Source organism: Kitasatospora sp. NPDC059146 (assembly GCF_042786665.1).
In the GTDB taxonomy this organism is placed as follows: Bacteria; Actinomycetota; Actinomycetes; order Streptomycetales; family Streptomycetaceae; genus Kitasatospora.
Map to the genome: position 1 here is coordinate 1 of NZ_JBHZCY010000143.1, position 23,329 is coordinate 23,329.

The 23,329-nt window shown below is 74.2% G+C and carries 22 protein-coding genes; 14 read left to right on the top strand and 8 right to left on the bottom strand.

The window, feature by feature from the left end; genetic code table 11:
• Window positions 1-17: 17 nt before the first annotated feature.
• Window positions 18-563 (bottom strand): hypothetical protein, encoded by a 546-nt coding sequence (locus ACFXPX_RS37455; protein ID WP_380644646.1) that lies wholly within the window; start codon window positions 561-563, stop codon window positions 18-20.
• A gap of 214 nt (window positions 564-777) precedes the next feature.
• The gene (locus ACFXPX_RS37460; RefSeq protein WP_380528602.1) at window positions 778-1,215 is read right to left on the bottom strand and encodes a PPOX class F420-dependent oxidoreductase; all 438 of its coding nucleotides are present in this window, start codon (window positions 1,213-1,215) and stop codon (window positions 778-780) included.
• Window positions 1,216-1,413: 198 nt separating this feature from the next.
• On the opposite strand from ACFXPX_RS37460, the gene ACFXPX_RS37465 reads away from it, so the two are divergent.
• The 4 genes from ACFXPX_RS37465 (at window position 1,414) to ACFXPX_RS37480 (ending at window position 4,656) form a co-directional block, all read left to right on the top strand.
• The gene (locus ACFXPX_RS37465; RefSeq protein WP_380644647.1) at window positions 1,414-1,803 is read left to right on the top strand and encodes a DUF5958 family protein; all 390 of its coding nucleotides are present in this window, start codon (window positions 1,414-1,416) and stop codon (window positions 1,801-1,803) included.
• Window positions 1,804-1,986: 183 nt separating this feature from the next.
• Window positions 1,987-2,199, top strand: coding sequence for a hypothetical protein (locus ACFXPX_RS37470; RefSeq protein ID WP_380528606.1), 213 nt, complete (start codon window positions 1,987-1,989; stop codon window positions 2,197-2,199).
• A 131-nt stretch (window positions 2,200-2,330) separates the two neighbouring features.
• The gene (locus ACFXPX_RS37475; RefSeq protein WP_380644648.1) at window positions 2,331-4,175 is read left to right on the top strand and encodes a glycoside hydrolase family 15 protein; all 1,845 of its coding nucleotides are present in this window, start codon (window positions 2,331-2,333) and stop codon (window positions 4,173-4,175) included.
• A 271-nt stretch (window positions 4,176-4,446) separates the two neighbouring features.
• Entirely contained in the window at window positions 4,447-4,656 is a 210-nt protein-coding gene (locus tag ACFXPX_RS37480) for a DUF6243 family protein (protein WP_380528610.1), read from the top strand.
• A 137-nt stretch (window positions 4,657-4,793) separates the two neighbouring features.
• On the opposite strand, the gene ACFXPX_RS37485 is transcribed toward ACFXPX_RS37480, so the two are convergent.
• Complete coding sequence (locus tag ACFXPX_RS37485; protein WP_380644649.1) at window positions 4,794-5,213, bottom strand: RidA family protein; 420 nt, start codon at window positions 5,211-5,213, stop codon at window positions 4,794-4,796.
• 45 nt (window positions 5,214-5,258) lie between these two features.
• Window positions 5,259-5,765 carry a cupin domain-containing protein gene (locus tag ACFXPX_RS37490; protein ID WP_380644650.1) on the bottom strand — a complete coding sequence of 169 codons (507 nt, stop codon included), beginning with the start codon at window positions 5,763-5,765 and terminating at the stop codon, window positions 5,259-5,261.
• Between the two features lie 86 nt (window positions 5,766-5,851).
• Here ACFXPX_RS37490 and ACFXPX_RS37495 point away from each other — a divergent pair, with 86 nt between their 5' ends.
• Window positions 5,852-6,355, top strand: coding sequence for a MarR family winged helix-turn-helix transcriptional regulator (locus ACFXPX_RS37495; RefSeq protein WP_380528613.1), 504 nt, complete (start codon window positions 5,852-5,854; stop codon window positions 6,353-6,355).
• Between the two features lie 146 nt (window positions 6,356-6,501).
• On the opposite strand, the gene ACFXPX_RS37500 is transcribed toward ACFXPX_RS37495, so the two are convergent.
• Window positions 6,502-6,879, bottom strand: coding sequence for a nuclear transport factor 2 family protein (locus tag ACFXPX_RS37500; RefSeq protein ID WP_380408990.1), 378 nt, complete (start codon window positions 6,877-6,879; stop codon window positions 6,502-6,504).
• A gap of 360 nt (window positions 6,880-7,239) precedes the next feature.
• On the opposite strand from ACFXPX_RS37500, the gene ACFXPX_RS37505 reads away from it, so the two are divergent.
• The 7 genes from ACFXPX_RS37505 to ACFXPX_RS37535 all read left to right on the top strand — a co-directional run bounded on the left by ACFXPX_RS37505 (window position 7,240) and on the right by ACFXPX_RS37535 (window position 16,887).
• Window positions 7,240-7,749, top strand: coding sequence for a pyridoxamine 5'-phosphate oxidase family protein (locus tag ACFXPX_RS37505; RefSeq protein WP_380592832.1), 510 nt, complete (start codon window positions 7,240-7,242; stop codon window positions 7,747-7,749).
• A gap of 64 nt (window positions 7,750-7,813) precedes the next feature.
• Complete coding sequence (locus ACFXPX_RS37510; RefSeq protein ID WP_380644651.1) at window positions 7,814-10,918, top strand: amino acid adenylation domain-containing protein; 3,105 nt, start codon at window positions 7,814-7,816, stop codon at window positions 10,916-10,918.
• Window positions 10,915-12,144 carry a cytochrome P450 gene (locus ACFXPX_RS37515; protein ID WP_380644652.1) on the top strand — a complete coding sequence of 410 codons (1,230 nt, stop codon included), beginning with the start codon at window positions 10,915-10,917 and terminating at the stop codon, window positions 12,142-12,144. The genes ACFXPX_RS37510 and ACFXPX_RS37515 overlap by 4 nt, the downstream gene beginning before the upstream one ends.
• Window positions 12,145-12,221: 77 nt before the next feature.
• Window positions 12,222-13,487, top strand: coding sequence for a cytochrome P450 (locus ACFXPX_RS37520; RefSeq protein WP_380528621.1), 1,266 nt, complete (start codon window positions 12,222-12,224; stop codon window positions 13,485-13,487).
• A 323-nt stretch (window positions 13,488-13,810) separates the two neighbouring features.
• Window positions 13,811-14,524, top strand: coding sequence for a molybdopterin-dependent oxidoreductase (locus ACFXPX_RS37525; RefSeq protein WP_380528623.1), 714 nt, complete (start codon window positions 13,811-13,813; stop codon window positions 14,522-14,524).
• On the top strand, window positions 14,481-15,194 hold the full coding sequence (locus ACFXPX_RS37530) for a cytochrome b/b6 domain-containing protein (RefSeq protein WP_380528625.1): 714 nt from the start codon (window positions 14,481-14,483) through the stop codon (window positions 15,192-15,194). Before ACFXPX_RS37525 ends, ACFXPX_RS37530 begins: the two co-directional genes overlap by 44 nt.
• 76 nt (window positions 15,195-15,270) lie before the next feature.
• A complete protein-coding gene (locus ACFXPX_RS37535) occupies window positions 15,271-16,887 on the top strand; it encodes a tannase/feruloyl esterase family alpha/beta hydrolase (RefSeq protein ID WP_380644653.1) in 1,617 nt (538 codons plus the stop codon).
• A 73-nt stretch (window positions 16,888-16,960) separates the two neighbouring features.
• On the opposite strand, the gene ACFXPX_RS37540 is transcribed toward ACFXPX_RS37535, so the two are convergent.
• From ACFXPX_RS37540 to ACFXPX_RS37550, 3 genes are read right to left on the bottom strand one after another with little or no spacing between them, the layout of a single operon-like run.
• Entirely contained in the window at window positions 16,961-17,794 is an 834-nt protein-coding gene (locus tag ACFXPX_RS37540; protein ID WP_380528629.1) for a heme ABC transporter ATP-binding protein, read from the bottom strand.
• Window positions 17,791-18,876, bottom strand: coding sequence for a FecCD family ABC transporter permease (locus ACFXPX_RS37545; protein ID WP_380528631.1), 1,086 nt, complete (start codon window positions 18,874-18,876; stop codon window positions 17,791-17,793). The genes ACFXPX_RS37540 and ACFXPX_RS37545 overlap by 4 nt, the downstream gene beginning before the upstream one ends.
• Window positions 18,873-19,907: a hemin ABC transporter substrate-binding protein gene (locus ACFXPX_RS37550; protein WP_380528633.1), complete on the bottom strand. Its 1,035-nt coding sequence runs from the start codon at window positions 19,905-19,907 to the stop codon at window positions 18,873-18,875. Before ACFXPX_RS37550 ends, ACFXPX_RS37545 begins: the two co-directional genes overlap by 4 nt.
• Window positions 19,908-20,151: 244 nt before the next feature.
• Here ACFXPX_RS37550 and ACFXPX_RS37555 point away from each other — a divergent pair, with 244 nt between their 5' ends.
• Window positions 20,152-21,675 carry an HtaA domain-containing protein gene (locus ACFXPX_RS37555; protein WP_380528635.1) on the top strand — a complete coding sequence of 508 codons (1,524 nt, stop codon included), beginning with the start codon at window positions 20,152-20,154 and terminating at the stop codon, window positions 21,673-21,675.
• Between the two features lie 81 nt (window positions 21,676-21,756).
• Window positions 21,757-23,329, top strand: a 1,573-nt coding sequence (locus ACFXPX_RS37560; protein WP_380644654.1) for an HtaA domain-containing protein, incomplete at its 3' end; no start/stop codon positions are given.

A 23,329-nucleotide genomic window follows, 5' to 3' on the forward strand; every position in this document is an offset into this window, starting at 1 on the left:
GGGCGGTCGGCCGCGTCTCACCTCGTGATGTCGCCGTCCGGCAGGTCCTGGACGGTGACCTTCCCGCGCGGCTGGCCCAGCAGGCGGGCCACCGCGTCGCCGATCCCGTGCGCGTCGCCGGTCGGCCCGGGCGGGGCCGTGTCGGTGTACCGCTCGACGGCCTTCCGGAAGTACGAGGGGTTCCAGGCCCCGACGGCCCCGCTGACGTCGACGGACTGCACCGGCCGGTGGCCGACGGCCCGCCTGATGGCGGGGAGGATCTCGTCCGAGCTGTACTTCCCCGGGACCTGGAACAGGCTCGCATGGCCACCGACCTTGCCGCCGTCCCGCAGCAGGACGGTGACGACCAGGCAGCTGGTCACCGACGGGTAGGTGATCGTCCCCCGCGGACCCACCTCGCCGACCTCGCCCTCCGTGATCCGGACGGAGGTCGCGGAGGTCGCGGCGGCGGACGCCGCGGGTTGCCCGGGCGACGGCGCACCGGCCTGCGCGGCGTCGGCCCCGCCGGCCGTGCAGACCGCCAGCACCATCGCCGCTCCGACGGCCAGCCCCGCCCTTGCCACGCCCCGCCCGGACCTCACCAACACCATGACCCCACATCCCGGAGAACCGGCCTGCGCCCAGCCGCGCAGGCACGCGGCCACACATGCTTCCGAGGACGAACGATCCCGTCAACTCGATGCCCCCGGCGGCGCCCACCGTCGTGAACCACCATCGACCCCGCTGCCACCGCCCGTTCCGGCGGCAGTGCGGCCGCTGACGCCGAGGAGGGCACGGTCAGTCGGTGGCCCGGGCGGCGGCCGGCAGTGGTTCGACCCCGACGACCCGGCGGATCCGGGTGGGCTCGACGAACACGGTGACCCGCCGCTCGCCGGGGATGCGCCAGCCGTACTCCTCGACGCCGAGGTACTTGCGGGCGAGACGGTCCATCTGCCGGTCGGCCTGCTCGCCGGTCACGAACTCGACGGCCCGGCCGTGGATCTGGACCCGGTCGTACGGATCGGCCGGGTCGGAGGCGGAGAGGCAGACCCGGGGGTCGTGGCGCAGGTTGCGCTCCTTGATCCGGCCGACGGAGGTGTTGAAGTACACCCGCTCGCCCTCCAGACCGACCCACATCGGCGTGACGTGCGGAGCACCGTCCACCCCGGTCGTCGCCACGAACCAGATCCACGGCTGCGCCAGCCGCGCCCGGAGGTCCTCCGTCCAGATGTCCACCGGCCGTCCTCTCTCGTCGTTCCGCGGCGGCCCCTGACGGGTGCCGCCCGTCTGATGCCGCCTCAGCGTAGCGAGCCTCTCGCGCTGGAACGGGAAGTCGACCGGGCCGACTTCCCGTTCCAGTACCGGGCGGTACAGTGCGATTCGGTGCGACGGCCCCGCGCGGTCGGCCACCAGGTGGATCGGGGGAGGGACGGGATGGACGGACGCACGGTCGTCCTCAACGAGTTGGCGCAGGGCGTCCGGCCGCTCGGTGAGGGCCTGAGCTGGTTCGAGGGCCTGGCCGACGCCGAGCAGTGCGAAGTCCTGCGCATGCTGGCGGAGTTCTGCCTCCAGGCCCGGGCCACCGGCGAGGACGGCCCGGAGAGCATCCGCCGGGCCGGGATCAGGCCCACCCACACCCCGGCCGTCCTGCTCGTGCGCGGGCGCATCGGCGAGCAGCTGGTGAAGATCGCCGACCTTCCGCAGGACGAACGGGCCAAGGCGTTCCGGCTGCTGGTGGCGCTCCTCGGTGTCGCCGACGAGCGGCGGCGGGCCGTCTTCTGCGCGGGCGGGTGCGGGCACGCCTGGCACCACGTGGGAACCTGACTCCGGCCGCGACCCCGACTCCGGCCGCGACCCCGACCCCGACCCCGACTCCGACCCCGGCCGCGAGGAGCCCGGCGGTTTCGGGACGACGGCGGGGTGGCCACTTCGCCGAGAGCGCACGGATTGCGCCGTTCGGGTGAGCGCGGGGTTCGGCGGGGCGGCCCGGTGGGCAGAGCCTGCGACATGACGACACCCGGGATCACCCGCCGCCACCGCCGCCGTTCCACCGCGCCCGCGTCCGCCGCCCAGGCCCGGCCCGTGCGGCAGCCGGTCCCGGCTCCGCCGGTCGGCCGGTGCTGCCGCACGTGGTCCAGCGAACACCTCACCCGGAGCGGCCGGGCCGTCCGCACCACCTGGCACGAGCCCGCCTGCCGGTCCTGGCACACCACCGCGTGACGGGCGGTGGCCGTGCCGGGGGAGCGGCCGCTGCCCGGCCCGCCGTGCCGAACGCCGGGGGCGATCTACCATGAGAGGCGAGGTCCGCTGCGGCCCGTACCTTCCCTCGCTGAAACGGTAGGGAGGCCGGCATGGAGTTCGAGGCCGGATCCAGAGGTGGGGGCGGGGGCGGGGGCGGAGCGCGCTATCTGCCGATCGCCGAGCACGGGTTGATCGGTGACCTCCGTACGGCCGCGCTGGTGGGGACGGACGGCACCATCGACTGGTACTGCTGCCCGCGGTTCGACGCGCCCAGCGTGTTCGGGTCCATCCTGGACGCCGAGCGGGGCGGCTCCTTCGAGCTGGCCGCCGACGTGCCGGCCCGGACCCGGCAGTTCTACTTCCCCGACACCAATGTGCTGATCACGCGGTTCTACGCGGCCGACGGCGTGGCGGAGATCCAGGACTTCATGCCGGTCGTCGACGAGTCCCGCGAGGCCTCCCGGCACCGGCTGATCCGGCGGGTGGTGTGCGTACGCGGGACACTGCCGTTCGCGGCCCGGATCGCGCCCCGCTTCGGTTACGGAGCGGAGCCGCACACGGTGCGGGTGCGGGCGGGTGAGGCCGTCTTCGAGGCCCCGTCGATGGCCCTGGCGCTGACGTCGACCGTGCCGCTGGAGGGCGACGGCCGGGACGTCCGCTCGCACTTCAAGCTCCTGGAGGGCGAGTCCGTGGTGTTCGCGCTGGACCGGATCGGTGAGGACGTCCGCCCGCGGGCGTGTCCGCACGCCGAGGCGGAGGCGCAGTTCGAGGCGACCGTCCGGTTCTGGTGCGACTGGCTGAGCCGCTCGCGCTACCGCGGCCGCTGGCGGGAGATGGTGCACCGCTCCGCGCTGCTGTTGAAGCTGCTCACCTACGCGCCGACCGGCGCGATCGTGGCCGCGCCGACGACCAGCCTGCCCGAGCGGATCGGCGGCGAACGCAACTGGGACTACCGGTACGTGTGGGTGCGCGACGCGGCCTTCTGCGTCTACGCCATGCTCCGCCTGGGCTTCACCTCGGAGGCCGAGGCGTTCATGGCCTTCCTGTCCGAGCGCGGCATCATGCGGGGCGCCGGCCCGTCCGGCCCGCTGCAGATCATGTACGGCATCGACGGGCGCAAGGACCTTCCCGAGTCCGAACTGGACCACCTCGAAGGGCATCTGGGCTCGGCGCCGGTGCGGGTCGGGAACGGCGCCACCCACCAGCTCCAACTGGACATCTACGGGGCGCTGATCGACTCCGTCTACCTGTACGACAAGTGGGGGCAGCCGATCAGCAGCGACCACTGGGACGAGGTCGGCGCCGTCGTGGACTGGCTCTGCGACCACTGGGACCAGCCCGACGAGGGCATCTGGGAGACCAGGGGCGGCCGGCGGGACTTCGTCTACTCGCGGCTGATGTGCTGGGTCGCGATCGAGCGGGCGATCCGGATGGCCAACCGGCGCGGCCTGCCCGCGGACCTCGGCCGCTGGCTGCGGAACCGGGACGCGATCTACCGGCAGATCATGCGGGAGGGCTGGTCCGCCGAACGCGGCGCGTTCGTCCAGTCCCTGGGCGCCGACGTCCTGGACGCCTCGGTGCTGATGATGCCGATGGCCAAGTTCGTCTCGCCCACCGACCCCAAGTGGCTGGCGACCCTGGACGCGCTCACCCGGGACCTGGTCTCCGACTCCCTGGTCTACCGCTACGACCCGGCGGCCAGCCCGGACGGCCTGCACGGCACCGAGGGCACCTTCTCGATCTGCTCCTTCTGGTACGTCGAGGCACTCACCCGGGCCGGCCGCCTGGAGGAGGCCCGGCTGGCCTTCGAGAAGATGCTCACCTACGGCAACCACCTCGGCCTCTACGCCGAGGAGATCGGCCGCACCGGCGAGCAACTCGGCAACTTCCCCCAGGCGTTCACCCACCTGTCACTGATCAGCGCGGCCTTCAACCTCGACCGCGCCCTCGGCTGAGCCGGGCGACGGAGCGTGGGATCCCGGATTCCGTGTCCCGGGCGACCTCGGCCTCCTGATCGTCGGGGCGGAGGAGGGCCGGCCGGCTGGTTGGTGTGCGGGGCCGACGGAACCAGGTAACGTCTTCCTCGTGTGCTTCCAGACGCCGATCTACGAGTGAGCGCGTGATGGGCCCCTGCTGACGTCCTTCGACGTCGCCGCCCGTCCCCCACCGATGAATCCGTAGACCGCTTCACTTCACTTCACTTCACCACCGGGAGAACCCAAGACCGTGAGCAAGAACATCAACAATCCCGTGGGCATGGGCGGCGGCCAGCGCAAGAGGCTGTCCCGCGCCGAACGGCAGAACAACGGCCCGCACCGCAACCTCGACCGCCAGGGTGCAGCCGACCAGAAGGCCGAGCTGGTGCGCAAGATGCGCGAGAAGGCAGGAACGGCCGAGGGCGCCGAGCGGGCGGACGGCGACACCGCACAGGGCTGACGCACCACCGCAGCGCACCGCCGCAGCGCGGCACCGCACAGGGCTGACGCACCGCTGCAGCGCGGCACCGCACGGGGCAGGGCTCCGGTACGGCGAAGGGGTCCCACCGACCGGTGGGACCCCTTCGCGTAGGCGGGTCAGCCCGCTGCCCCCGCCGCCGGCCGGACGGCGACCGCGTCGATCTCGAAGAGCATCCCCGGCAGGGCGAGCGAGGCGACCCCGCTGAGCGTCTGCGCGGGCAGCCGGTCGCCCCAGGCCCCGGCCAGGGCGCTGCCGAGGACGGCCAGCTTCTCCAGGTCGTGGTCGACGACGTACGAGCCGAGCCGGACCACGTGCTCGAAGCCGAGGCCGACCCCGGCGAGCGCGGTGCGCAGGTTGGCGAGGGCGAGCTCCACCTGGGCGGCGAAGTCGCCGGGCACGACCTGGCCGCCGGCGTCGGAGGCGTACTGGCCGCCGATGAACACCGGTTCGCCGGGCGCGGAGGCGGCGTGGCTGTAGCCGAACGGCGTCGGGTCGTGCAGGCCGGGCGGGTTGGTGATGGTGCGGGTGTCGGTCACGGGGTTCCTTCCCTGGTGTCGGGCCGAGCTGGGTGCCGGGGCGGTCTACGGCTCGGCCCGGGCGGCTTCCTCCCGGGCGTCGCGCCAACTCGGCGACTCCAGGAAGTGGTTGTCGAAGAGGTCCTGCTTGGCGAGGAGTTCCTCGACCGTCGCCTCGCCCGCGCGGATCCGCTCCAGCAGGCGGAAGTAGTCGAAGCGCTCCACCCCGGGGGTGATCACGATCAGCAGGTCCGCCCCGGAGTCCGGAGCCGCCGCGAAGGCGTGCGGCAGATGGGGCGGCACCACCACGAGGTCGCCGCTGCGGGCGGTGACCACCTCATTCCCGACCAGCACCTGGGCCGAGCCGTCGACGACGAAGAACAGCTCCGAGGAGCCCCCGTGGTAGTGCGGAGTGGCGCCGTCCTTGCCGCGCCCCAGTGTGACGCGCAGGGTGCTCAGGGCGCCGCCGGTGGCGCTGGAGTCCGCCAGCAGCCGCCCCTTGCCGCCGAGCATTCCGACGGTCTCGGCTTCGTCGCCCCGCACCACCACGGCTTCCGGTCCGATCAACGTCATTGGCCTCTCCCCACAGTGCGTGCTCAGATAGTTCTCTGGCTGATAGTACTACGTCTAACTATCCAGCGCCGAAGTAATATGCCCCCATGGATCACGTGGACGTCATGCTCGACCAGTGGGGCCGGGAGCGCCCGGACCTCGACCTGGCGGCGGTCGGCATCGTCGGCCGCCTCGGCCGCTTCGCGCTGCTCGCGGGCCGGGTCGTCGAAGAGGTGTTCAAGCACCACGGCCTCCAGCGCGGCGAGTTCGACGTTCTCGCCACCCTGCGCCGCTCCGGCGCGCCGTACGAACTGATGCCTTCCGAACTCGCCGCGCTGCTGCTGATGTCACGGGCCGGCATGACCAGCCGGATCGACCGGCTGGAATCGGCGGGCCTGGTGGAACGCCGCACCGACCCGGCGGACCGGCGCAGCGTCCGCATCGCCCTCACGGCGGCCGGACGCGCCCTCGTGGACGCCGCCTTCACCGACCACGCGGCCAACGAGACCACGCTGCTCTCCGCCCTCTCGGGCGAGGAGCGGGCCGCCCTGGACATGATCCTGCGCAAGCTGCTCGCCGACGTCGAGGGCGCGGAGAGTCCGGCGCCCTGACGGCCCGTGCCGTCCGTGACGACTACCGCGCCTCGACGTACTCCGCTTCCGTCGCGGCGGTGGCCACGGCCGTCGGCCGGGCGGCGATCGGCCTGCCCGGCCGGCGCCCCCCGTCCGGGACCCTCGCGCCGCGCATCACCAGCGCGTCAGGAGGGGGACGGCTCCAACTCCCCCGCGAAGACGATGACCTGGTCGATGAGGCTCCGTCGCAGATGGACGACGTCCGTCCCCGCCAGGCGGGGGCCGCCGTCCGGGGTGGTGAAGACCCACCGGTACCGGGCCCACTCGTCCGGCATGTCCACCTCCGAGCAGCGCGCCATCGTGCCGGTCCCCGCCGGGTGGCGCCGGAGGTCCAGTACGAACCGCTCGACCGCCGCGATTCCCTCGCTGCGACCCAGTGGCCCCCAGAAGACCACGTCCGAGGTCAGCGCCTGGGAGAGGAGGGCGGTGACATAGCTGTCGTCCGAGGCGTTGAACGCGGAGATGAAGGTGTCGATCGCGGAGCGTGCCGTCTCTTCCTGCATCCCCCAGTCATACCAGCTGTTGCCCGGGCGTTCGTCCCGCGAGCCGCTTTCCGATCACGGTTGGGCGTCCCGCACGAGACGGAGGGTGCGGGAGGGGGTGGTGGTGCGGTTCAGGTCAGTTCAGGCCAGTGAGTGACATGTTCACGACAGTAGCGTGATCTCTCCGTCACTGTACGTGCCAGTACCGTCATGCTGTTCCTACGGAGACGAACGGCCCGCCGTCGTCTCCGGTGGCGCGGCCACGCGATCGAGTGGCTGCCCTCCCATCCCGCCGGCGAGTGCTGTGCCGTCCGTCGCGGCCACGGCTGACGAGTAGCCGCTGCGGGCCTCAACGTCCTTATCCGTAAAGGGGATCGACTCATGCTGCCCACCATGTCGCAGGACGCCCGGGAGACCTTCCTCGCCGACCGCCGGGTCGGGGTGCTGAGCGTCGCGGACCCCAGAGAAGGCGACCGGGCGCCCCTGTGCGTGCCGGTCTGGTACGGCTACGAGCCCGGGGGCGAGGTCCTCGTCCAGACGGGGCGCGAGACGGTCAAGGGACGACTCCTGCGCGCCGCCGGCCGGTTCAGCCTCTGCGTGCAGGACGAGCGGCGGCCCTACCGGTACGTGAGCGTCGAAGGGCCGGTCGTCGCCGTCGAGGACCCGGTGCCGCCGGCCGTCCGGGACGCCCTGGCGCACCGCTACCTGGACCCGGACGAGGCCCGCGGCTACCTCGCCGCCACCGCCGACCAGCTCAAGGACGACATCCTGTTCCGGCTTCGCCCGCAGCGCTGGCGGACCGCCGACTTCTCGGCCTTCGCCGCCGACTTCACCGAGCCCGCCGAACCGGCGGCCGCCCCCGCCGCCCCCGCCGCCGACAGCGCGGACTGACCTGGCGTGCCGTCGGCACCGGCCCGCAGCCGCGGCCGACGGAGCCACCTCCTGAGAAGGATCCATGACCGACATCGACGTTTCGTCACGCCCGCTCCACCTCCCTGCCCCCCGCCCCGCGGCCCGCGCCTCCCGCGCCGACCGGCCGCAGGACCTCACCCTGCCGGAGCTCTTCGCCCGGCAGGCGGCCGCCCGCCCGGGCGCACCGGCCGTCCGCCACCGCGACCGCACCCTCGACTACGGCCAGGTGGACGCCGGATCGACCGCCCTGGCCGCCCGCCTCCTGGCCGCGGGCATCACCCCCGGCGAACCCGTCGGCGTGTGCGGCGGCCGCTCCCCGGAAGCGCTGATCGCCCTGCTGGGCATCCTCAAGGCCGGCTGCGCCTACGTCCCGCTGGACGACGACCTGCCCCCGGCCCGTCTGCGCGCCATGGCCGAGGACGCCGGACTGCGCGCCGCCGTCACTCTGCCCGGCGCCGAACGTCCGGTCCGCGGCCTACGGGTGAGCATCCCGGTCGTCGAGGACGGGGACCGCGCACCGGCACCCGACCGGACCACGGGCGTCCCGTCCACCCCCGGAGACTGCGCCTACGTCGCCTTCACCTCCGGCACGACCGGCCGCCCCAAGCCGGTGGCGATCCCGCACCGGGGAGTCGCCCGCCTCGTCCTGGCCGACCGCGAACTGCCCCCGCCCGGGCCGGGCGACCGGATCCTGCACGGCTACGGCCTCTCCTCGGACGCCTCGACCATCGAGATCTGGGGCGCCCTGCTGACCGGCGCCTGCCTGGTGATCGCCGACCGCGAGGAACTCCTCTCGCCGACCGCGCTGGAACACCTGCTGCGCAGCCGGGGCGTCACCGTCGCCTACCTGACCACGAGCGTCTTCCACCTGCTCGCCCGGACCCGCCCCCAGGCGATGGCGGGCCTGCGGTTCGTCTCGGCCGGCGGCGAGGCGATGGACCCGCGCCTGGCGAACGCCGTCCTCGCCGCCTGCCCCGGCACCACCGTGGTCAACTTCTACGGCCCGACCGAGAATTCGGTGGTCTCCACCGCCCACGTCGTCCGCCCGCTGCCCGAGGACGCCGCCGGCGTCCCGATCGGCCGCCCGTACGCCGCCACCACCTGCCACGTGCTGCGCGCCGACGGCACGCCCGCGGCGCCGGGCGAGGAGGGCGAGCTGTACGTCGGCGGCGACGGGCTGGCCCTCGGCTACCCGGGCGACGAGCAGCTGACCGCGGAGCGGTTCGTCCGGCTGCCGCAGGTCGAACCCGGCGGCCGGCTCTACCGCACCGGCGACCGGGCCGTCCGCACCGCCGACGGCCTGCTGGAGTACCGCGGCCGCGCGGACCGCCAGGTCAAGCTGCGCGGCGCGCGGATAGAACTCGACGAGGTGGAGGCCCGGCTGCGCGCCCACCCCGCCGTGGCCGAGGCCGTCGTCGAGGCCGACAGCGACGCGCTGACCGCCTACATCACCCCCACCGCCCCGGGGGAGCCCCTGCCGCTGCCCGAGCTGCGCGGCTACTGCGCCCGCTGGCTGCCGCCGCAGGCCGTGCCCGCGCTGGTCGCCCTCGACCGCTTCCCGGTGACCAGCGGCGGCAAGGTGGACCGCAAAGCCCTCCGCGCCGTCGACGTCGGCCGCGCGGACATCCCGCCGCAGGAGCAGCCGGCCGAAGGGCTCGCCGCGATCCTCACCGGGATCTGGCAGCAGGTGCTGCGCACCCGGCCCGCCCCCGAGGACGACTTCTTCCACCTCGGCGGCGACTCCCTGCTCGCCTCCGAGGCCGTCACCCGCACCCTCGCCGCCCTCGGCCTCGACGCCGCACTCAGCTCCACCCTCATCCGGGCGCTGCTCACCGCCCCCACCCTCGCCCGCTTCACCGAGGCCGTTCGGGCCGCCCGCGACGGCTCCCCGAACGGCGCCGGGGAGAGCACCGTCGACTTCGTCCGGGAGAGCGAACTCGGCTTCCACTTGCCGCCCGCCCAGGGCCCCGCGCCCCGCCCCCGGGACCCGGAGCACGTGCTGCTCACCGGTGCCTCCGGCTTCGTCGGCGCCTTCCTGCTGACCACCCTGCTGCGCCGCACCACCGCCCGGATCCACTGCCCCGTCCGCGCCGCGAGCCCCGCCCACGCCGAACAGCGGGTGCGCACCGCCCTCGCCCGCTACGGACTGCACCTCGACGAGGCCGACCGGCAACGCCTGGAGTGCTTCCCCGCCGACCTGGCCGAGCCGGGCCTCGGACTGTCGGCCGAGCGGCGCGCCGACCTGGCGGCCCGGCTGGACCTGATCGTCCACAACGGCGCCCAGGTCAACTTCCTCTACCCGTACGAGCAGCTGCGCGCCCCCAATGTGGAGGGCACCCGGGAGATGGTCCGGCTCGCCGCTCCCCGCCGTGTCCCGGTCCACTTCCTGTCGACCGTCGCGGTCGTCGCCGGCGCCGGGGCCGCCGGGGTGCGCGACATCGCCGAGGATGCCCCGATGGCCCACGCCGACGGGCTCACCATGGGCTACGCCGAGAGCAAGTGGGTCGCCGAAGGGGTGCTGCGCCGAGCCGCCGAGCAGGGACTGCCGGTGGCCGTCCACCGTCCGTACGAGGTGACGGGGGAGCAGGTGAGCGGGGTGAGCAACACCGAGACCGCGATCTGCTCGCTCTTCCGGACGATCGCCGAGACCGGGCTGGCCCCGGACATCGCCCTGCCGATGGACTTCGTCCCGGTCGACCACCTCGCCGAGGCCGTCGTCCACATCGCCACCCGGCGGGACGCCGACGGCCGCACCTACCACCTCACCAACCCCCGTCCCGCGATGCTGTCGGACGTCATCGACCGGATGCGCGCGGCCGGCTGCGCGGTGCGCACGCTGCCCTACCAGCGGTGGGTGGACGAGCTGGTGCGCCACGTCGCCGCGAACCCCACCAGCGCCACCGCGCCCTTCGTGTCGCTGTGCGTGGACCGCAGCCGCACCGCCGACATGTCCGTCAAGGAGCTCTACTTCGAGGGCACCTTCCCGGTGCTCGGCCGGCACAACGCCGAGGCCGCCCTGGCCGACAGCGGGCTGCACTGCCCGCCGGTCGACGCCGCCCTGCTGGACCGGTACCTGGAGTACTTCTTCAGCTCCGGCTACCTCCAGCGCCCCACCACCACCACCGGCGTCCGGGAGGGCACCCGATGACCGACACCGCCGCCCCCGCCCCGATCCCCGTCCCCGAGGTGACGCCCGGCACCGCCGGACCGCCCTGCGGCTACGCCCGGCTGCGCGCCGAACAGCCCGTCGTCCAGGCGCAGTTGCCCAACGGCGAGACCGCGTGGCTGCTCAGCCGCTACGCGGACGCCCGGGCCGCCTTCGCCGACCCGAGGCTGGTGCGGCCGCTGCTGTCCGCCTGGCCGCCCGTCGAGGGCGACGACGCGCCGCCGCCCTGCCTGCCGACCTTCCTGGAGATGCGGGGAGAGCACCACGAGCGGGTGCGGCGCGCCGTCCTACCGCTGTTCGGCCGCGGGCGCCTGGAGTTCATGCGGCCCCGCATCCGCGCCATCGCGGAGGAACTGATCGACGCCATGACGGCCGGCTCGCCCGACCGCACGGCCGACCTGGTGGCCGGCTACGTCGAACCGCTGCCGCTGCGCGTGCTGTGCGAGACCATCGGCCTCCCGCACGAGGACCGCGACCGCTACCTCCCGCACACCCTCACCCTGCTCAGCGCCGCCGGGCTGACCATGGACGAGATCCTCGCCGCGCTGTACGCCCTCCAGGACTACGCCTCCGAGCTGATCACCCGCAAGGAGGAGGAAGCGGGGGAACCGAAACAGGACGGGGACTACATCCGGCTGCTGCTCGCCGAGACCCGCCGCCCCGGCAGCGAGCTGGACAGGGACGACGTGGTCAGCTTCGTCGTCACCATGCTGATGGCCGGCTACAAGACCAACATGCAGCACACCGGGAACGCCCTGCTCACCCTCCTCACCCACCCCGACCAGCTGCGCCGGCTGCGCGAGGAACCCGCCGGGATCGCCGGCGCCGTGGACGAACTGCTGCGCCACGTACCGCTGATGAACGCGATCAACATCCTCGTCGCGGAGGAGGACCTCACCCTCCACGGGCAGCTGATCCGGGCCGGGGACGCCGTCGTGCCGGTGCCCGCCTCCGCCAACCGCGACCCCGAGGCGTTCACCGACCCCGACCGCCTCGACCTCACCCGCACGCCCAACCCGCACCTCGCCTTCGGCCACGGCCCGCACGCCTGCACCGGTGCGCACCTGAGCCGGATGCAGCTGGCCGTGGTGATCCAGGTGCTGCTGGAGAGGCTGCCCGGTATCGAACTGGCCGAGCCCGCCGAGTCGCTGCCCTGGGACGAGACCACCCCGCTGCGCGCCCCCGCCCGGCTGCCGGTGCGCTGGTGACGACGGCACCCCCGCCGCGCACCCCTGCTCCCGTACAGCCGCGCACCCCTGCTTCCGTAGAGAAAGGACCGCGCCGCATGAGCGCACCCCAGGCGCCCGCCACCACCGACGAGGTCCCGGACGGCATCCCGGACGTGGAGGCGCTGCCCCGCTACCCGTTCAGCACCGACGGCGACCGCCTCGCCCCCGAGCTGGACGAGCTGCGCAGCCGTTGCCCCGTCGCCCGGGTCAGGACCAACGCCGGTGGCGAGGCCTGGCTGGTCACCGGCTACGAGCTGGCCCGCGACGTCCTGCGGGACCGCGCCTTCGCCCGCTCCGTACTCGGCGAGGCCGACAGCCCGACCCAGGACGCCCCGATCCTGGCACCCGAACTGCTGGACGCCATGAACCACCTCCAGCAGGCCGGACTGCGCGACGAGGTGCTCGCCGCGCTCGGCCGCAACCAGCCCGAACTGCCCGCCGACTGGGTCGCCGAGGTGACGCGGGAGGGCCTGGAGCGGATGGTCGCCGAGGGCGTGCCGGGCGACCTCCAGCGCCACTTCGCCGAGTGGGTCGCCGCACAGTGCCTGTGCCGGCTGCTCGGTCTGCCCTTCGAGGACCGTGCGTGGCTCGCCGAGCGCGCCGACAAGGACCTCACCATGGCCACGTACTCGGACGAGGAACTGGCCGTCAACTGGGAGGAGATCCGCGCCTACATGGCGGCCTTCCTGGCCGCCCGCACCCCCGGGCAGCCGCGCGGCCTCGCCGACCGGCTCGCCGACCTGAACGCCGACCGGCCGTCCGAGGGGCCCGCCGGGCCGAAGGGGCTGAGCGACGAGCAACTGTCCAACATCGTCTCCGTGCTGTTCGTCAGCGGCTACGAGGACTTCGCCGGCTTCCTGGGCGTCGCCGCCGTCAACCTCCTCCAACACCCCGAGGCGATGGCGGAGTTGCGGGAGAGCCCGGAGGCGACACCCCGGCACGTGGAGGAACTGCTGCGGTGCAGCGTCGTCCTCGGCAACGCCATCCCGCGCTTCGTCACCGAGGACACCTCGCTGGGCGGCGAGCGGGTCAAGGCCGGTGAGCTGATCCTGCTCTCCCTGGACGCGGCGAACTACGACCCCGGCACCTTCGCCGACCCCGAGCGGTTCGAGCCCGCCCGCTCGCCCAATCCCCACCTGCGCTTCGGTCACGGCCGTCACCACTGCCCCGGCGCCCACCTGGTGCGGCGGCAGTCCGACACGGCCTTCCGGGTCCTGCTCCAGCGGTTCCCCGGGCTGCGCCTGGCGGTGCCGGTGGACGAGGTGCCGTGGCACCCGAACCGGATGGCCATCATGGCCGCCGCGATTCCGGTGACCTGGTGACCTGACCCCGCCCTGACCCTGCTCCGACCCCGCCCAGACCAGACCGGACCAGACCCGCGCCCCCTGCCCGCACACCGGGCCGGGGGCGCGGTCGTCGTCGCCCCCGGCGGCTCGCGTCGTCTCCCTTTCGCCTTGCTCATAACCTTTCAGAAAGGTTACCTCTCTCGCGTGTCCGACAGGCTCGGGTTGCTGCTTTGCGGTGGTTTGTAGGTGCTTGATGACGCATCATCACGCCGGGAGTCCAGAAGCGGTTGACGGCTGGGCTGATGAGATGCCATCGTCATAACCGTTCAGAGCAGTTACTCGGATCCAGGGGTGGAACCATGGCCAAGGAGCACGAGCGGCATGCCCGAGGGGCACCGGTGGGGCGGCGGATGCTGCTGGGGACCTTCGCCGCGGGGATGGCCGGACTCGCCGCCGCGCCCCCGCTCCAGCGCGGGTGGGAGAAGCTGCTCGGGGCGGCCTCTCAGCACGATCCGACCGGGCTCACCGGGCTGCTGCCGGACCCCGGCGGCTTCCGGTACTACAGCATCGTCGGCTCGGTGCCGCGCAAGGACGAGACCGACTACAGCCTGCGGATCGACGGCCTGGTCGACCGCCCGCGCAGCTACACCCTGCCCGACCTGCGCGCGCTGCCGCAGACCCGGATCGTCCGGGACGTGCTGTGCACCGACGGCTGGCGGGTGGACGGCACGCCCTTCCAGGGGGTGCGGCTCGCCGACCTGCTGGACGCGGCGGGCGTGCGCACCGAGGGCAAGGCGCTCCGCTTCACCTGCTTCGACGGCGCGTACAGCGAGAGCCTCACCCTGGAGCAGGCCCGGCGCCCGGACGTACTGGTCGCGCTCACCATGCAGGACCGGCCGATCAGTCACGAGCACGGCGGCCCGGCCCGGCTGTACGTGGCGCCGATGTACTTCTACAAGTCGGCCAAGTGGCTCTCCGGCATCACCGTCACCGACCGGGTCATCCCCGGCTACTGGGAGGAGTACGGCTATGCGGTCGACGGCTGGCTCGACGGCGCCGACCGCAGCGCCTGAACCTGCACGGCCCGAACCGGCGCTGCCCGAACCGGGCGACCGGGTCCGCCGGTTCACCCGGGCGCAGCGCCTGGTCCACCGGAGCACCGGACTGCTGATGCTGCTCTGCCTGGCCGCCGGAGCCTGCCTCTACCTCGGTCCGCTCGCCCAACTCGTCGGGCGGCGGCACCTGATGGTCACCCTGCACGAGTGGTCCGGCGTCCTGCTGCCGGTGCCGCTCCTGCTCGGCCTGTTCTCCCGTGCCGTCCGCGCCGACCTGCGCCGGCTGAACCGCTTCGCCCCGTACGACCGGCAGTGGCTGCGGGCCGCGCGCCGCCGCCTGACCGGGCCGCAGGACCGACCGGCGGGCAAGTTCAACGCGGGGCAGAAGCTCTACGCGGGCTGGATCGCCGGCGCTGTCCTGGTGATGGCGGCGACCGGACTGCTGATGTGGTTCACCGGGCTGCTGCCGGCCGTCTCCCGGACCAGCGCGATCTTCGTCCACGACTGCCTCGCCTGGGCGGTGGTCGCGGTCCTGATCGGGCACACCCGCCGGGCCCTGCGGGACCCGGAGTCGCGCCGGGGCATGCGCACCGGCCACGTCAGCCGCAGCTGGGCGCGTCGTGAGCACCCGCACTGGCTGCCGGAGGAGCGGGCCGGCGCCGAAGCCGCCCCGCGCGACCACGCCTGACGGCGGGCCGGATCCGGCCCGGACCGTCAACCCCGTTACACCCAAGAACACTTCACACACCTGGACGGAACTCCCGATGAAACGCTCCCTGACCGCCCTCGCGGTCGGCATGTCCCTCGCCGCCGTGCTCTACGCGCCCGGCGCCCTGGCCGACACCGCGCCGCTCACCGCCACCAGCTGCGCCGCCCCCGCGGTGACGGCCCCCGACGGGACACAGGTGGAGGGTGTCACCGCCGTCGCCCACCCGGCGGGCACGGTCGACGTGCCCGCGGTGTTCCCGCTGGGCGCCGACCACGTCCCCGACGTCCCCGCCTTCTGCGACGTCACGGTCACCCTCACCCACCCCGGCCAGGGCGACCACGCCAAGGTGCGGGTCTGGCTGCCGCAGCAGACCTGGAACGGCCGGCTGCAGACGATCGGCGGCCAGGCCTACGCCGCCGGTGACTACGGCAGCAAGCTCGCCCTCGCCGTGAAGAGCGGCTACGCCGCCGCCACCACGGATGCCGGCGTCGGTACGTACCTCGACAGCCACTGGGGGTTGAAGGCCGACGGCACGGTCGACGCGGCGCTGCTGGAGAACTTCGCGTCCCGCTCCGAGCACGAGGCGGCGGTCGTCGCCAAGGACGTCATCGCCGGCCACTACCAGCGGGCCGCCGCGTACTCCTACTTCAACGGCTGTTCGACCGGCGGGCGCCAGGGGTACGCGGAGGCGCAGAAGTACCCGGAGGACTACAACGGCATCCTGGCCAACGCGCCCGCCGTGCACTGGGCGGAGTTCGAGGTCGCCACGCTCTGGCCGCAGATGGTGATGAACGAGCAGCACACCTACCCGACCGCCTGCGAGTTCGACGCCTTCACCGCCGCCGCCGTCCAGGCCTGCGACGGGCTCGACGGCGCCCGGGACGGCCTGGTGTCCCGGCCGGACGAGTGCGGCTTCAACCCGCGCCGGCTGATCGGCACCACCGTCGAGTGCGAGGGCAGGAAGGTGACGATCACCGAGGCCGACGCCGAGGTGGTCCGCCGGATCTGGGACGGGCCGCGCACCACCGACGGCCGCCGGCTGTGGGCCGGGGTGCCCAAGGGCGCCCAGCTGAGCGCCCTCGCGGGGCACACCACGGACCCGTCGGGCAAGCCGGTGGGCGCGCCGTTCCCGGTGCCCGCCGCGTGGGTGTCCACCTGGGTGGCCGAGCAGCCCTCGCTCGACGTCACCACCCTCACCACCGCGCGCTTCACCGAGCTGTTCCAGCAGTCGGTGGCCGAGTACGACGACGTCATCGGCACCGACGACGCGGACCTCTCCGCCTTCCGCGACGCCGGAGGAAAGCTCCTCAGCTGGCACGGCTCGGCCGACGAGTTCATCCCGGCCGACGGTACGGTGCGCTACCGCAAGCAGGTGGAGCGGGAGCTGGGCGGCGCGCAGCAGGTCGACGACTTCTACCGGCTGTTCCTGGTGCCGGGCGCGGCCCACTGCGGGCTCAACGGTCCCAGCGGCCGCACCGACGACCTCGCCGCGCTGACCGCCTGGGTCGAACAGGGCAAGGCGCCGCAGACGCTGCCCGCCACCCTGAACACCGCGGACGGCCGTACGGTCAGCCGCAACCTGTGCGCCTACCCGCTGGTCTCCCGCTACAGCGGCCACGGTGACGTCGCCGACGCGGCCGCCTTCCGCTGCGTCCCGGCCGACCGGCACTGACCCGGCCCCCGCGGCAGCGCGGCCCGTACCCCGATCGGGGGCACGGGCCGCGCTGCCTTCTGTTGCCGGAGGGTCAGGGGCGGGCCCCGCCGGTCCGTTCCGGCAGGACCAGCGGCACCCCCGTGCGCGGGTGGGGCAGCACCTCGACGGGGTGGCCGTACACCTCGCTGAGCAGCGGTGCGCGCAGCACCTCGGCGACCGGGCCGTCGGCGATCGTGCTGCCGTCCGTCAGCAGGACCACCCGGTCCGCGTAGGCGGCCGCCAGGGACAGGTCGTGGAGCACCACGACCACGCCGTCCCCGGCGGCGGCGCGCTCCCGGGCGATCCGCAGCACCAGTTCCTGGTGGCGCAGGTCGAGGGCGGCGGTGGGCTCGTCCAGGAGCAGCAGCGGGGTGCGCTGGGCGAGCACCCGGGCGAGCGCGACCCGGGCCCGTTCGCCGCCGGACAGGGCGGTGAAGGGCCGCCCGGCGAAGGGGGTGGACTCGGTGGCGGCCATCGCCTCGGCGACCACCGCCTCGTCCTCGGCGGCGGCCGCCGTCCCCGTCCAGGGGGCGCGGCCCATCCGGACCACCCGGTCGGCGGGGAACGGGAAGGACAGCGTGGCGGACTGCGGCAACAGCGCCCGGTGCAGGGCGAGTTCGGCCGCGCCGTAGTCGGCCAGCGGGCGGCCGCGCAGGGTGACGGTGCCGCCCTGCGGGGCGGCGTCCCCGGCGAGGACGGAGAGCAGGGTGGACTTGCCCGCGCCGTTCGGCCCGAGCAGCGCGACCACCTCCCCGGCGGTGACCCGGACCGAGGCGCCGGCCAGCAGCGGGCGGCCGCCGACGGTCAGTCGGACCGCCTCGGCGGCGAGCAACTCGGAGCCGGGCAGAGGGCGTTCGGGGACGGGGCGGGACCGGTGCAGCCTCATGCCCAGCCTCCCTGCTTGGTCCGGGTCCGGCGCAGCAGCCAGAAGAAGAACGGGCTGCCGATCAGGGCGGTGAGCACCCCGAGCGGCAGTTCGGCCGGGGCGGCGAGGGTGCGGGCGGCGAGGTCGGCGGCGACCAGGACGAGTGCCCCGCCGAGGGCCGAGGCGGGCAGCAGGAAGCGGTGGCCGGGCCCGGCCAGCATCCGCAGCAGGTGGGGGACGACCAGGCCGACGAAGCCGATGATGCCGCTGACCGCGACGGCCGCCGCGGTGAGCAGGGCGACCACGGCGATCAGGGTGAGCCGCATCCGCTCGACGTCCACCCCGAGGTGGCGGGCGGGGCGTTCGCCGAGCGCCAGCAGGTCCAGCTTGCGGGCGTACAGCGGGGCGACGGTGAGTCCGACGACGGCGAAGGGCAGGACGGCGAGCACCTTGCCCCAGGTGGCCTGGGAGAGCGAGCCGAGCTGCCAGAAAGTCACCTGGCTGATCGCGGCGGAGTCGGCGGTGAACAGCAGCAGGCCGATCAGCGCGCCGCAGAAGGCGTTCACCGCGACCCCGGTGAGGATCAGCGTGACCACCTCGGTCCGGCCGCCGGCCCGGGCCATCAGGTAGACCGCGAAGACCGTCGACAGCCCGCCGGCGAAGGCGAACACGGTGACCGTCCAGCCGCCGAGGGCGTCCAGACCGAGCACGATGCAGGCCACCGCGCCGACCGCGCCGCCGGAGGAGACGCCGATCACGGCGGGCTCGGCGAGCGGGTTGCCGAACACGCCCTGCATCAGGGCGCCGGCGCAGCCGAGCGAGCCGCCGACCAGCAGGGCGAGCACCACCCGGGGCAGCCGGACGTTCCACAGCACCGATTCGGGTACGCGCTCCAGGGCGTGCCCGCCGAGGCCGAGGCGGTGGGCGGCGGAGCCGAGGATGTCGCCGAGCGGGATGCGGTAGGCGCCGGTGCCGGCCGCGAGCAGGGCGCAGAGCACCAGGGCGGTGGCGAGCACGACGGTGATCAGGGTGCTGCGGGAGGGGCCGGGGCGGGCCTTCGGCCGGCTCTGCGCCGCGTTCTTCTCCCGTACGGCGGTGGTCACTTGGCGCCTGCCGGGTGCAGCTGGGCGGTGATCTCCCGGAGCACCTGGGGGGTGCGCGGGCCGTAGCTGAGCAGTTGGCCGTCCTCGATGGAGACGATCCGGCGGTCCAGCCCGGCCGGGGTCTGGGCGACGCCGGGGAGCTTGAGCAGCCCGTCGACGCCGCCGACAGAGTCGAGTCCCTTGCTCATCACCAGGATCGCGTCGGGCGCGGCCTTGACCAGGGCTTCGCTGGTGAGCGGGGTGAAGTCGCCGGTGAGTCCGGCGGCGGTGCCGGCGTCCTCGCCGCCGACCGCCTCGATCAGCGAGCCGGCGCCGGAGGCGGGGCCGCCGAGCAGGTAGACGGAGGCGCTGCCGCGCAGGTAGAGGAAGGCCACCTTGGGCCGGCTGCCGCCGGCCGGTACGGCGGCCTCGGCTGCGGCGATCCGCTGCTCGGTGCGCTCCTTCAACTGCCGCCCGGCGTCCGGGACTCCGAGTGCGGCGGCGACGGTGTCGATGCGCGGGCCGACGTCGGCGAGGCGCTTGGCGTCGTCCAGCACGAGCAGCGGGACGCCGGCCGCGCGGATCTGGTCGATCGCCTCGGCCGGGCCGGTGGAGCGGTCGGCGAGGACGACGGTCGGGTGCAGGGACAGCACGCCCTCGGCGGAGACCTCGTGGGCCTGGGTGATCACCGGCAGGGCGGCGGCCTGCCGGAAGGTGGTGGAGACGTCCCGGGCGACCGCCTTGGGGCCGAGGCCGAGGCTGAACACCAGCTCGGCGAGGCTGCCGTTGAGCGGGATGATCCGCTCGGCGCTGGTGACGGTGACCTGGCGGCCGTCGGCGGAGGCGGTGGTGGCCGGGAGGCGGGGGACGGGTTCGACGGGCAGTGGCTCGACCGCGTCGGGGGAGCGGGTGGCCCCGGCCGTCGTTCCGCCGGTGGCGGTGCCGGTGCGAGGAGCGGTGCTGCAAGCGGTGAGGGCGAGCACCAGGCCGAGGAGTAGCAGCAGGAGGGCTGGCCCGCGGGCCACCTGGGGTCGGGTCGTACTGCTGCTCAACGGGCTTCCCTTCGTGGGGTGTTGTCGTCCGCTCCGGCCGGGGAGGCCGGGTGGCGGGGCTCTTGACTCACATATTAGGTTAGCCTTACCTAAATCCCGCAAGGGGGTCGGTTTCCCGGCCACCCCTTCTCCGTCGTGCCCGCACGGCCCGTCCCGCCGTGCCTGCGCGTCGTGCCTGCCTGTCGTGCCTGCCCGCAGGGTCCTCCCTGCCCGCACGGCCGTGTCCTTCCGAGGAGTGATCCGCGTGTCCCTGCCCAGCCGGCTCCGCCGCCTGGCCGCCACCCTGGTGGCCGTACTCGCCGCCCTGTCGGCGGTGGTCCTCTCGCCGTCCCCGGCGGTGGCCGCCGAAGGCAAGGTCTCCGGCGGGCGGCTGGACTGGGGGATCAGACAGTCCTTCCTGACCTACGTCACCGGGCCCATCGCCAAGGGCAGTTGGGCGCTCACCGGCGGCGCGGCCACGGTCGGCGGCAACACCTTCCGGTTCCACTCCGCCAACGGCACCTACGACCCGGCCACCGGCGCGCTGACCGCGGCCTTCTCCGGCGGGGTCCGCTTCACCGGGCACCAGGAGAACGGCAGCAACGCGCTCGACCTGAGCCTCGGGCGGCTCACCTTCCGGGCCGCCCCCGGTGGCGCGGCCGGGCTGTACGCCGACGTCAGCAGCAAGTCCAAGGAGACCGGCCAGGTCGGCACCGCCGGCCAGGCCAAACTGGCCGAGCTCTCGCTGGCCGGCGTCGACCTGCGCGGCGCCGCCGGGACGCTGAACCTCGCCAACGTCCCGGCTACTCTCACCGACGCCGGGGCGAAGGCCTTCGGCAACTTCTACCAGGCCGGTACGGCCCTGGACCCGCTCAGCCTCTCCGTCAACCTGCCCGCCGCGCAGCCGAGTCCGGCGGCGGCCGCGCCCGGCGCCACCCCGGGCACGACGCCGGGTACCGGCCAGGGCGCGACACCCACGGCTGCGTCCCCGGCCGCGACCGCCACACAGCCAGCCGCCCAGGCGCCCGCGCGGACCGAGTTCGGCAACGGCGCCCTCGACTGGGGCGTGCGCCGCACCTTCCGCGACTACGTCACCGGCACGATCGCCCAGGGCCGTTGGGAGCTCGGCGGCGGCGCGGCCGACGGCGGCGCCTTCTACCGCTGGACCCCGGCCAAGGGCAGCTACGACCCCGGCACCGGCGAACTCACCGCCGGCTTCACCGGTACCGTCCGCTTCACCGGTCTGCGCAGTGGCGACGGTTACGGCCTGGACCTCACCCTGGCCGACCCGGCCGTCAGCGTGGCCGAGGGCCGGGGCCGCCTGCTCGCCGACGTCTCCGGACGCACCCCGGACGGCGCCACCCAGCAGCTGACCGGCGTCGAACTGGCGACCTTCGACGCCGCCGGCCTCAAGCCGGAGGGCGGCCTGCTCAAGGCCGTCGAACTGCCGCTCAAGCTCGCCGACGGCGGCGCCAAGGCCTTCGGCGGCCTCTACCCGGCGGGGACCGAGATGGACCCGCTGAGCTTCGCCGTCGCCCTCGACCCGGCCGCCGCCCTGCCCCCGCTGCCCGACCTCGGCAGCGCCCCGGCCACCCCGGCCGCTGAGGCCACCCCGGTGAGCCCGGCCGCCTCGCCGGTCGCGGCCGCCGCGGACTCCTCCACGGGCGGCTTCCCGGTGGCCGCCACGGCGGGCGGCGCGGTGCTGGTCGCCGCGTTCGCCGTGACCGGCGGGCTGCTGCTGCGCCGCCGCCGCTCGGCCGCCGCGCCGGACGCGGACCAGTCGGCCTGAGCCGTCCCCCTTCCCGTCCTGCCCCCGTCCCCCTTGTCCCCGTCCCCCGTGTCCCCCCCGTCACCTGAACGGAGCATCACCATGTCCCGCAACCGCACTCGGCTCGCCGCTCTGGCCGCCGCCACCGCCGGCCTCGGCCTGACCGCCCTCGGCGCCCCCGCGCTGGCCTTCGCCGGCGGCGCCCCGGGCAGCGTCAGCTACGACACCGGCGCGCTGGACTGGGGGGTGAAGGCCAGCTTCCGCAGCTACATCGAGGGACCGGCCTCCCAGGGCGGCGCGGTCGAGCCGACCGGCGGCGCGACCCGCAACGCCGACGGCACCTTCCACTTCGGGCTGGCGAACGCCACCTACGACCTCGGCACCCACGCGCTCAAGTCCTCGTTCACCGGCGGCGTGCACTTCACCGCCCACCACGGCGCGCTGGACCTCGCGCTCAGCGACCTGAGGATCGTTACCTCGGGCACCACCGGCACCCTCACGGCCGACACGGCCGCCAAGGAGACGGTGGGCGCCTCCGAGATCACCCGGCGCGACGACGTGCCGCTGGTGACCTTCACCGTCGGGCGGGACACCACCACCGGGGTGCCGACCGGCGCGAAGCTCACCGAGCAGGGCGCCAAGGCCTTCGCGGGCTTCTACGGGGCGGGAACGGACATGGACCCGCTGTCGCTGCTGCTCAAGCAGGGCCCGGTGACGCCCACTCCGACGGCGACGGCCACCCCGTCCGCCACCGCTTCGCCGACGGCGCAGCCGACCGGCACGCCGTCCGCTAACGCCTCGCCGTCGGCGACCGCCTCGCCGACCGCGACCGCGACCGCGACCGCCACGGCCACCGCCTCGCCGACCGCCACGGCCACCGCGACACCCCTGCCGACCGGCACCCCCGGCGCCGGCTCCGACCGTCTGCCCGTGCTGAACGGCACCTTGAACTGGACGGTCAAGGAGAGCTTCCGCAAGTACCTCGAATCCCCGATGGCCGCCGGGAAGGTCGAGTTCGGCGGCGGCGCGGCCGACTACCGCTTCGGCGGTGCCACCGGCACGTACAACACGGCCGACCACACGCTCACCGCCGGCTACACCGGCTCGGTCCGCTTCCTCGGCCACCCGGGCAAGGACGGCTGGGCGCTCGACACCACGCTCTCCAAGCCGGGCCTGGTCATCGACAAGGACGGCGCCTTCCTCACCGCCGACGTCAACGGCAAGTCCCCGGACGGCCGGTCGACCGCGCTGACCGGCGCGCGGATCGCCAAGCTCGACGTCCCCGCCGCCGCCTTGAAGCCGGTCGACGGCGTCGTCACGCTCACCGGTGTCCCGGCCACGCTGACCGCCGAGGGTGTCCCGGTGTTCTCCAACTACCCGGCGGGTACGGCCCTGGACCCGGTGAGCGCCACCCTGGCCGTCGACAAGGACGCCAAGCTGCCGGCCGCCGGCTCCTCCGGCACGACCGGCGGCGGCAACCCGGCCGCGGGCGGCCAGGGTTCGGGCGGCCAGGGTTCCGGCGGTGGGGCGGGCAGCGGCGCGGCCGGCGGGGCCTCGCTCACCACCACCGCGCTGAGCGGCACCGACACCGGCGCGCTGGCCGCGACCGGCGCGGACACCCCGGTGGTCCCGCTGCTGGCCACCGCGGCGGGACTGCTGCTGGTGGGCGGCAGCG

Coding starts and splice junctions, on each gene's coding strand:
- ACFXPX_RS37465 (WP_380644647.1), top strand. CDS start 1,414: ATGGACGGACGCACGGTCGTCCTCAACGAGTTGGCGCAGGGCGTCCGG.
- ACFXPX_RS37470 (WP_380528606.1), top strand. CDS start 1,987: ATGACGACACCCGGGATCACCCGCCGCCACCGCCGCCGTTCCACCGCG.
- ACFXPX_RS37475 (WP_380644648.1), top strand. CDS start 2,331: ATGGAGTTCGAGGCCGGATCCAGAGGTGGGGGCGGGGGCGGGGGCGGA.
- ACFXPX_RS37490 (WP_380644650.1), bottom strand. CDS start 5,765: ATGACGTTGATCGGACCGGAAGCCGTGGTGGTGCGGGGCGACGAAGCC.
- ACFXPX_RS37495 (WP_380528613.1), top strand. CDS start 5,852: ATGGATCACGTGGACGTCATGCTCGACCAGTGGGGCCGGGAGCGCCCG.
- ACFXPX_RS37500 (WP_380408990.1), bottom strand. CDS start 6,879: ATGCAGGAAGAGACGGCACGCTCCGCGATCGACACCTTCATCTCCGCG.
- ACFXPX_RS37505 (WP_380592832.1), top strand. CDS start 7,240: ATGCTGCCCACCATGTCGCAGGACGCCCGGGAGACCTTCCTCGCCGAC.
- ACFXPX_RS37510 (WP_380644651.1), top strand. CDS start 7,814: ATGACCGACATCGACGTTTCGTCACGCCCGCTCCACCTCCCTGCCCCC.
- ACFXPX_RS37515 (WP_380644652.1), top strand. CDS start 10,915: ATGACCGACACCGCCGCCCCCGCCCCGATCCCCGTCCCCGAGGTGACG.
- ACFXPX_RS37520 (WP_380528621.1), top strand. CDS start 12,222: ATGAGCGCACCCCAGGCGCCCGCCACCACCGACGAGGTCCCGGACGGC.
- ACFXPX_RS37525 (WP_380528623.1), top strand. CDS start 13,811: ATGGCCAAGGAGCACGAGCGGCATGCCCGAGGGGCACCGGTGGGGCGG.
- ACFXPX_RS37530 (WP_380528625.1), top strand. CDS start 14,481: ATGCGGTCGACGGCTGGCTCGACGGCGCCGACCGCAGCGCCTGAACCT.
- ACFXPX_RS37535 (WP_380644653.1), top strand. CDS start 15,271: ATGAAACGCTCCCTGACCGCCCTCGCGGTCGGCATGTCCCTCGCCGCC.
- ACFXPX_RS37540 (WP_380528629.1), bottom strand. CDS start 17,794: ATGAGGCTGCACCGGTCCCGCCCCGTCCCCGAACGCCCTCTGCCCGGC.